This is a genomic window from Aquimarina macrocephali JAMB N27 (assembly GCF_000520995.1).
Classification (GTDB): domain Bacteria; phylum Bacteroidota; class Bacteroidia; order Flavobacteriales; family Flavobacteriaceae; genus Aquimarina; species Aquimarina macrocephali.
Genome location: NZ_JACA01000023.1, coordinates 172,619 through 180,528 on the forward strand (window position 1 = coordinate 172,619; position 7,910 = coordinate 180,528).

At 32.6% G+C, this 7,910-nt stretch carries 7 protein-coding genes; 3 read left to right on the forward strand and 4 right to left on the reverse strand.

Going from position 1 to position 7,910, the window contains the following annotated elements; translation table 11 throughout:
* The first annotated feature begins 385 nt into the window (after window positions 1-385).
* Both Z054_RS0115095 and rlmB read left to right on the forward strand, forming a co-directional pair.
* Window positions 386-1,573 carry a hypothetical protein gene (locus tag Z054_RS0115095; protein ID WP_024770886.1) on the forward strand — a complete coding sequence of 396 codons (1,188 nt, stop codon included), beginning with the start codon at window positions 386-388 and terminating at the stop codon, window positions 1,571-1,573.
* A gap of 193 nt (window positions 1,574-1,766) precedes the next feature.
* Window positions 1,767-2,501 (forward strand): 23S rRNA (guanosine(2251)-2'-O)-methyltransferase RlmB, encoded by a 735-nt coding sequence (gene rlmB, locus Z054_RS0115100; RefSeq protein ID WP_024770887.1) that lies wholly within the window; start codon window positions 1,767-1,769, stop codon window positions 2,499-2,501.
* Window positions 2,502-2,507: 6 nt separating this feature from the next.
* Here rlmB and Z054_RS0115105 read toward each other — a convergent pair whose 3' ends face one another.
* The gene (locus tag Z054_RS0115105) at window positions 2,508-3,251 is read right to left on the reverse strand and encodes a rhomboid family intramembrane serine protease (RefSeq protein ID WP_024770888.1); all 744 of its coding nucleotides are present in this window, start codon (window positions 3,249-3,251) and stop codon (window positions 2,508-2,510) included.
* 259 nt (window positions 3,252-3,510) lie between these two features.
* On the opposite strand from Z054_RS0115105, the gene Z054_RS0115110 reads away from it, so the two are divergent.
* Entirely contained in the window at window positions 3,511-4,788 is a 1,278-nt protein-coding gene (locus tag Z054_RS0115110; RefSeq protein WP_024770889.1) for a replication-associated recombination protein A, read from the forward strand.
* Window positions 4,789-4,846: 58 nt separating this feature from the next.
* Here Z054_RS0115110 and Z054_RS30285 read toward each other — a convergent pair whose 3' ends face one another.
* The 3 genes from Z054_RS30285 to Z054_RS0115125 are packed head-to-tail and all read right to left on the reverse strand — an operon-like array spanning window position 4,847 to window position 7,616.
* Entirely contained in the window at window positions 4,847-5,656 is an 810-nt protein-coding gene (locus tag Z054_RS30285) for a hypothetical protein (protein WP_024770890.1), read from the reverse strand.
* A gap of 5 nt (window positions 5,657-5,661) precedes the next feature.
* Window positions 5,662-7,044, reverse strand: a complete 1,383-nt coding sequence (locus tag Z054_RS0115120) for a DUF5723 family protein (RefSeq protein ID WP_024770891.1) — start codon at window positions 7,042-7,044, stop codon at window positions 5,662-5,664.
* Window positions 7,041-7,616, reverse strand: coding sequence for a hypothetical protein (locus Z054_RS0115125; protein WP_152538567.1), 576 nt, complete (start codon window positions 7,614-7,616; stop codon window positions 7,041-7,043). The genes Z054_RS0115120 and Z054_RS0115125 overlap by 4 nt, the downstream gene beginning before the upstream one ends.
* Between the last annotated feature and the right edge of the window lie 294 nt (window positions 7,617-7,910).

Consider the following 7,910-nt stretch of genomic DNA (forward strand, 5'->3'; position numbering starts at 1 on the left):
TGTTTATTCACATGAGATCTCTTCTTATATAATATTATTTGGTTTTAACCAAAAAACCAGAATAGATTTAAATGGTACATAATCAAGACTATTTCTCTATTATAAATACAAACTCTTTTCAAAAAATATTTTATACAATTAGCATTCGAATATCACTATATCCTAATAGGTGAAAATCAATAAGGTTTCTAAAAAGTACCGAAATCATCCATTACATCTGCATAAACAAGGCCAGCTTTTAAAAAGCCGGCCTTGTTTATTTTCAATAGCATTTTAAGACATAATAACACATCAATTATATAATCAAATTACGCAACCATATAGAAGCAGACAGTCTATAAGACAAATACTTTAAACAAAAAACTCTAATTAAAAATCAAGTTACATGAAAACACTTTCAAAAATCATACTTATTACTTTATTCATCATTTCTATGATATCTTGTTCAAATGATGATCAAGGAGTAACAGGAGTATCTGCCGGAGTAGCAGTTAAACTAGTGGATACTGAAATAACAATATTTGATATTAACAAAGACTTAAAGATTGATTTAAACAGCTTTACGAATGCAAAGGTTACTAATCTTGATGTATTTAAAGGTACTACCAAAATTGCAGATGCCGTGATTTCTGACAACGCAGCTACATTTAACTCTTCATCACTATTACCATTTGTTTTTCCTAGTGAAGAAGAAGGAAAAACAGTTTCATCAGGGAGTTTCGACTTAGATTTAGTATATGATATTTCTGGAGGAAATATCCCCTCTGCAATAACAGCAGAAAAGCTATCAGTTACAAAAGCTATTAATTTAACCGATAAAGTTTCATCTATAAAATTTAAAGATAGCGCATCTACCAATTTGATTACATATGTTACTTCTACCGCAGGGGCTAAGATTGACGATATTGCAGTTACCTGGAGAAAAGGAGAAACGGGAACAGAAACAGATATTTCTACCGGTTTTAATATTGACAAAGGGACAATTGATCTTAAAAACAAAGATTATATTACTTATGGTTTTACAAAAGGAGATATACTCATTTATTCTTTTACTGTCTCCAGTGGAGTTCTTACTGATAAAGTAGAAGCTAAAATTGAAATTATACCTCAGCCATTCAAAAGTGGTGTAAGTGGAAATCTAGGTAATGATCTTACCAAAAATCAGATCAACCTCTTAACCGGTTCTACTTCTAAAGATGATACTTTTACAGGGGATATTGATTTTGTCGGACCACAAGGGTTTGGAGCTATCAACAATACCGTTAGTGGAGAAAATTACACTGTAGACATACAGTTTGTAAAGCTAGGAGATACCGGAGCATCTTTTTACGACAAATATAACGATGTAGAGCAAGCAAAAGCTGATTTTGATGCCGGAACACCTTCTACCTCTTCTCAAGTCGTAAAAGACGAGATTTACGCATACAAAATTGTTAGAAATATCGGAACTACAAATGCTCCTGTATTAAAAAAATATTATGGAGCTATTCTTGTAGGTGATATTACAGTAATAAATGCAGGAACAAATGTTGACATGGCATTATCATTTAAAGAAAATAGTATTATAGATTAGTTCTTGCTTTGTCTATACATTTATATAAAGGATGTGACCTAATTGATCACATCCTTTTTTTGTATACAATTCCTAAAACTCATTTCTATTATACTATCTTTGGTTCCATTAAATAAGCTACAAACAATTAAGTTAATACCGGTTTACCATATGATAGGTATGGTCTTGACTACAAAACATATACTATATACAGATGAAAAACGATTCCTTAGTTTTTGGTATCAGAGCGATTATAGAAGCTATAACGTCTGGCAAAACCATCGATAAGCTTTTTATTCAAAAAGGATTACATGGTGACCTGGCCAAAGAATTAATGAATCTGGTAAGGAAGAATAATATCACCATTAACTATGTTCCTGTAGAAAAACTAAATCGATTAACCCGTAGCAATCATCAAGGTGCGGTTGCCTATACCTCTCCTATCGATTTTTATGACCTTGAAAATCTTGTCATGAATGTTATTGAATCTGGAAAAACTCCTTTATTTTTGATTCTTGATCAACTTTCTGACGTTCGTAATTTTGGTGCTATCATCAGAACTGCAGAATGTACAGGAGTACATGGTATTATCATTCAGAAAAAAGGAGGAGCACCTGTTAATGCAGATACTGTAAAAACTTCTGCCGGCGCAGTGTTCAAAATCCCAATATGTAAAGTAGATCATATAAAAGATGCAATGTTTTATCTACAGGGTTCTGGTGTTCAGATAGTAGCCGCTACAGAAAAAGCCGACACTACTATTTACGACACAAATCTAACTATTCCTACCGCAATCATTATGGGAAGTGAAGGTAAAGGTATTTCTCAATCGGTATTAAAATTGGTAGATCAGCAAGCTAAATTACCAATGTATGGAGATATTGCTTCGTTAAACGTATCGGTAGCTTGTGGGGTGTTTTTATATGAAATTATAAGACAACGGCTATAATACTAATTATTCTTCTTCAGGTTTCTCTGTATTAGATTTATATTCATATATAATACTAATCTCTTCATCCAAATCTTCCTGAGGAAGGCTTTCGATAAAATTACCATTCTCATCAAAATGCCTTAGAAATTCATCATCTTCGGGTTTATAATGTTCGGATTCCCAGATATATTTTTTTGGTTGTACCACTCCCTTTTTAATAAAGAATGCTAATACAGCTCCAGATATTATACCCGATAAGTGACCTTCCCATGAAATTTTTGGGTCTATAGGTAACACATACATTACCATACTTCCGTAAATAAAAACTACAACAAAGGATAGCGCTATTAATCTAAAGTGTTTTGCTACGATCCCTTTAAAAAATAAAAAACCAAAAAGCATATAGATCACTCCGCTTGCTCCAATATGATTTGCGGGTCGCCCTAATAGCCAGGTTAAAAAACCTGTAAGAAAAACCCCTATACATAATACTTTCCAAGCATTCTTTTGATAGAAAAAGAACAGTGCTGCCGATAAAATCAATAGTGGTAATGTATTATGCCATAAATGGGTAATATCAGAATGAATAAAAGGAGAGAATATGATTCCTCTTAATCCGGTAATCGTTCTGGGATGCACTCCGAAATGATTGAAACTCAAATCAAAACGAATTTCAAACCAAAATACTATCCAAATAAGTAGCACAAACAACAGTGGATATCCTACTACTCCGGTATTAAACTTAAAATGAGTTTCTTTTTCTTGCATAGTAGTATGAATGTATCAAAAAAAAGTCCAAAATAAAAAGTCCGGTTAAAATGTCAGGTGCATCAAAAAATTCATTCTATGCCTGTAATTTCTCATTTTTTGATTGTTTGCTATTAAGTCGTATTGAGATAATAACTTAACCATACTAAGCTTATTGTTTGGCGGGAGTAATTCATTCTATTTTTTAAAAAAATATACTATTCTATTACATTCCAATATTAGAGCTTAAAATTCTATAAAAGCTTGTATTTTTGCACTTATGAATAAACCACTTGCAGAACGAATACGTCCTAAATCCTTAGAACAGTACCTTAGTCAGGAACATCTGGTTGGCGATGATGGTTCTCTGACCCAGCAAATTAAAAAAGGGCTTATCCCCTCTCTAATACTTTGGGGACCTCCTGGGGTAGGAAAAACAACATTAGCCAATATCATTGCTAGCGAATCAGAAAGACCTTTCTATACGCTTAGCGCTATAAATAGTGGTGTTAAAGAAGTAAGAGAAGTAATTGATAAGGCTAAACAAAGTGGAGGTTTGTTTACTGCTAAAAACCCTATCCTATTTATTGATGAGATTCATCGTTTTAGCAAATCACAACAAGACTCCCTATTAGGTGCTGTAGAGAAAGGGTGGATTACTCTTATTGGAGCTACCACAGAAAATCCTAGTTTTGAGGTAATACCCGCACTTTTATCTCGTTGCCAGGTGTATACACTTAATCCCTTTGGCAAAAAAGAATTAGAAGCATTGCTCAATAGGGCTATGCAAGAAGATGAACATTTAAAACCCAAAGAAATAGTACTCAAGGAAACGGAATCTCTACTAAGATTGAGTGGCGGCGATGCTCGTAAACTCTTGAATATTTTTGAATTAATTGTTTCTAGTCAAGATCAGGAGCCGATTACAATCACTAATGACCTGGTTTCAAAACTAGTACAACAAAATACTGTACGGTATGATAAAACAGGAGAACAGCACTATGATATTATCTCTGCTTTTATTAAATCTATTCGAGGTAGTGATCCTAATGCTGCAGTATACTGGCTTGCACGAATGATTGAGGGTGGTGAGGATCTTAAATTTATTGCTAGAAGATTAATCATATTAGCTTCTGAAGATATTGGAAACGCTAATCCAACTGCTTTGATTTTAGCAAATAATTCTTTTCAGGCGGTCAATACCATTGGTTACCCAGAGGCTAGAATTATACTAAGTCAATGTGCGGTTTACCTTGCATCTTCGCCAAAAAGTAATGCATCATATATGGCTATAAATAAAGCTCAGCAATTGGTAAAGCAAACGGGTGATTTATCTATCCCATTACATATAAGAAATGCACCTACCAAATTAATGAAAGAATTAGGCTATGGGGAAGATTATAAATATGCTCATAATCATAAAGATAATTTTGTAAAACAAGAATTTCTTCCTGATGAGATTGCCGACACAAAATTATATGACCCTGGAGATAACCAGCGTGAAAATTCATTTAGAACATTTCTTAAATCAAGATGGGGAGATAAATACGAGTACTAATTTTTTTTATAACTCCTCATTTCATAATTATTCCATTCTAAAAAAGAATAATTAAATTTTACTGTCTTGCAAATGTATCTGTAATAAGTTTATTGGTCGCTGGATTAATACGTTCTAATATAAAATTACCGTATCCATCAAAATATCCATTACCGCTTAAATCTCCTGCCTGAACTATATAATTTTTTCCGCTTCCCGATTTAAAAATTTTCCCTACAGATGTTTGCTTTTCTTCATTTTTAAACATCTCATATCCGTAATCTTGTTTTTTAAACAGGAAACTTGCATCATTAAAAAGATATGTAATCGTATTTTCTGAAGGAGAAGGCGAAACAACTTCTACAGTTTCTTTTACTTCTTTAGTTTGTGCTGGCTCTTTCTCTTTAACGTTTGGTGTTTTAACAACTTCTTTTTTAACAACCTTTTCTTCTTTATCACCACTATATGTATAGTTAAGTGCCTCTACTGATGTAAAAGTTTTTCTAAGCGCATCGTGATATGCTGCTTTAAATTCTTTTTCCCTACTCTTCGCTTCCAAAGATGTAAATACAACACTACCATTACAATCTTTTAATTCGAGTGTTAGTCTTGTTAAAAATACACCTGATCTTCGCTTTAAATCAGCTCGTAATGCTTTACAACCATTAGCCTTAAGGTCTTCTGGGAAATTTTCTTCCAGCATATAGGCTTCAAAACCATATTTAGTTAATAAAAATTTAGTGAGTGAATTAAGCTGATATGTATCCTCTCCCTTTAAAAAATTATAGCTCTTGGGAACTATCACATACTTATACTCATTAATATCTTTTTGAGCATTAACACTTAACGTAGAGATTAAAACAATCCCCAAAAACAAAATACGTAACATATCTATCACATTATAACATTAAAACCTAATTGCACAGAAGTACCTCTTGCTTTTGCAAGGTTAGTATATTCTAATAAATTATTAACCGAAATATAAAAATTAATTTTATTAATATGAATAGATGTAAGAAATCCTATATTATAATATGAATAATCATCTATGGTGTAGGTAAGTTTTGTTCTTAAAAAATTAAAAAAACGCTTATAATAAAACAATGAAGCTGCATATTGAGGTCTTTTTGGTCTAAACTGGGTAAATAACTGTAATCCCACTGCATCCATATATGGTGGCTTCTCCCCTTCGAGATAACAATCACAAGTACCATCATCATATCGGTTAAAAGAATACCTAAGGGAGCTATTTAATTTTAAAGGACGCATAGTTACATAAGCTTTACTCAATGTATCAAGTGGGACAGCTTCTTCTAGTTCATCTAGAAAATCCTGAGCGTTCTGGCCAGAAAACTGAATCGGTGTTTCAAATCCTTCAAAAACATAATTACCTCGCGCCTTATAGGTTTCTACATCTTTAGCATACAATATCATTCCTAGATCATTTGCACTTCCTGTAATAGCCAGCTGCTCATTTATTTTATGAGTAAACCCTATATCTACCCCAACACCCAGATTTCCTCCCAGAAATGCTCTTCCTATTAGTTTATTAACGATTTCCTTTCCTTCTGCATCTTTAAGAGAGGCATACCCCGATGTTCTAACAGTAACATCTGCATTACTAATCACATGTTGGTAAACATTATTTCCTTGTGGTGTTTCTACAGTAGTAAAAGTCCCTCTATTTTTAGCACTACGAATATGAAACATACTTGAATACAATTTGGCTCTGGCTCCAAAAGTAAGCTTCTTATTCACCTTTTTTGTATATCCAAAATGAAATGCGGTTAACAGCTCTACGGATCCATTTATAGTAGAAAAACGAAACGGTTGGTTAAGAAAATCCCGATTCCCTTGATAAGCAAGAACTACAAAATCTTTTGGAAAGTATCCAATAACATCTAATTCCTGATAGATTCCGCCAGAGAAATATATATTCTTGTTTTTTTTGCTTTCCCATCCAAAACTAATAAGTTCTAATTGCTGAGTTAGGGTTAAATAATCATTGCTTGTAAGAGTATTAAGTGTAGTTTCTATTTTATCATTAACATTTCTGTCATCATCTGCAAAAACATCATAAATAGATGCTCCTCTTAATCCTGCATTTATATGAAACTGTGATAAAAAAGGCACTCCTACATGGTAATCAAAATTTATATCAGCCCCAGGGTTAAGAAGTAAAGACTGAGGAAGGTCTGTAAAATCATATAAGGTTTCCTTATTTTGAGAATACCCCAAGCACCCCCACAGACCTATAAAGAATATAACAATTCTCATAGCTCGTAATTAAAAAAGTAAGTTCCTTTGGATCGCAATTCAAGAATCCCTCGTAAGCTACTATTAATATTTTGCACTCTCATTGAAGAAATAAGCCGTGTAGCATCTCTCAAAACATTAATTTCGGCAGTATCAAGAATGATAACTTCTGTTGTAATAATGGGATCTGCACCTTCTCCGTTTCCAGAATTGGCAGTCATACTATATAACGGACCAATTCGTTGGTCACTATCATTTAGAAATCCAAAATCAAAATCAAAATCACGCTCTATAGTATTTCTAAACTCAAAAGTTAATTCTACTCTTCCCAAATTATCTACTACAAAATCGGTTCCTAAAAGGTCGTAGCTTAAAGTATCATTTACGATCACCTCTGGAACAACTATAGCAGGATTTATATTAGAATCTATAAATTGGTTTGTATCAAATCGAGAATACACAAAATCAACCTCATAGACTGGAGTAAGCACAACATCTTCTGCCTGATCAAAATCTATGTCTTTAACGCAAGAAATTAATGGCATCAATATGCATATACCGCATAGCAATACATAAACCTTTTTTGTTTTCATTTTGTAGGGAATTATAAAAAGTTAAGACGAGTTCTTAAATTATTAGTTATTTATATCATCATCTTGTGCTAATTTCCTTTACTCCTAAGATTCACTTTTGGTCTTCGATTATAACAACAGTATAAGTTACAAATACCCTATTTTCAAATTGTTAATTTATTTCGTGTTTTTAAAAATATAATTTAGAACACTTAATAATCAATGTTTAAGCTACTAAAAAAAATCTGGGATTGTACATGAATTGAAATAAATTACAAATATTTATGGCTCTAGTTTATATTTGCGTTGATATTA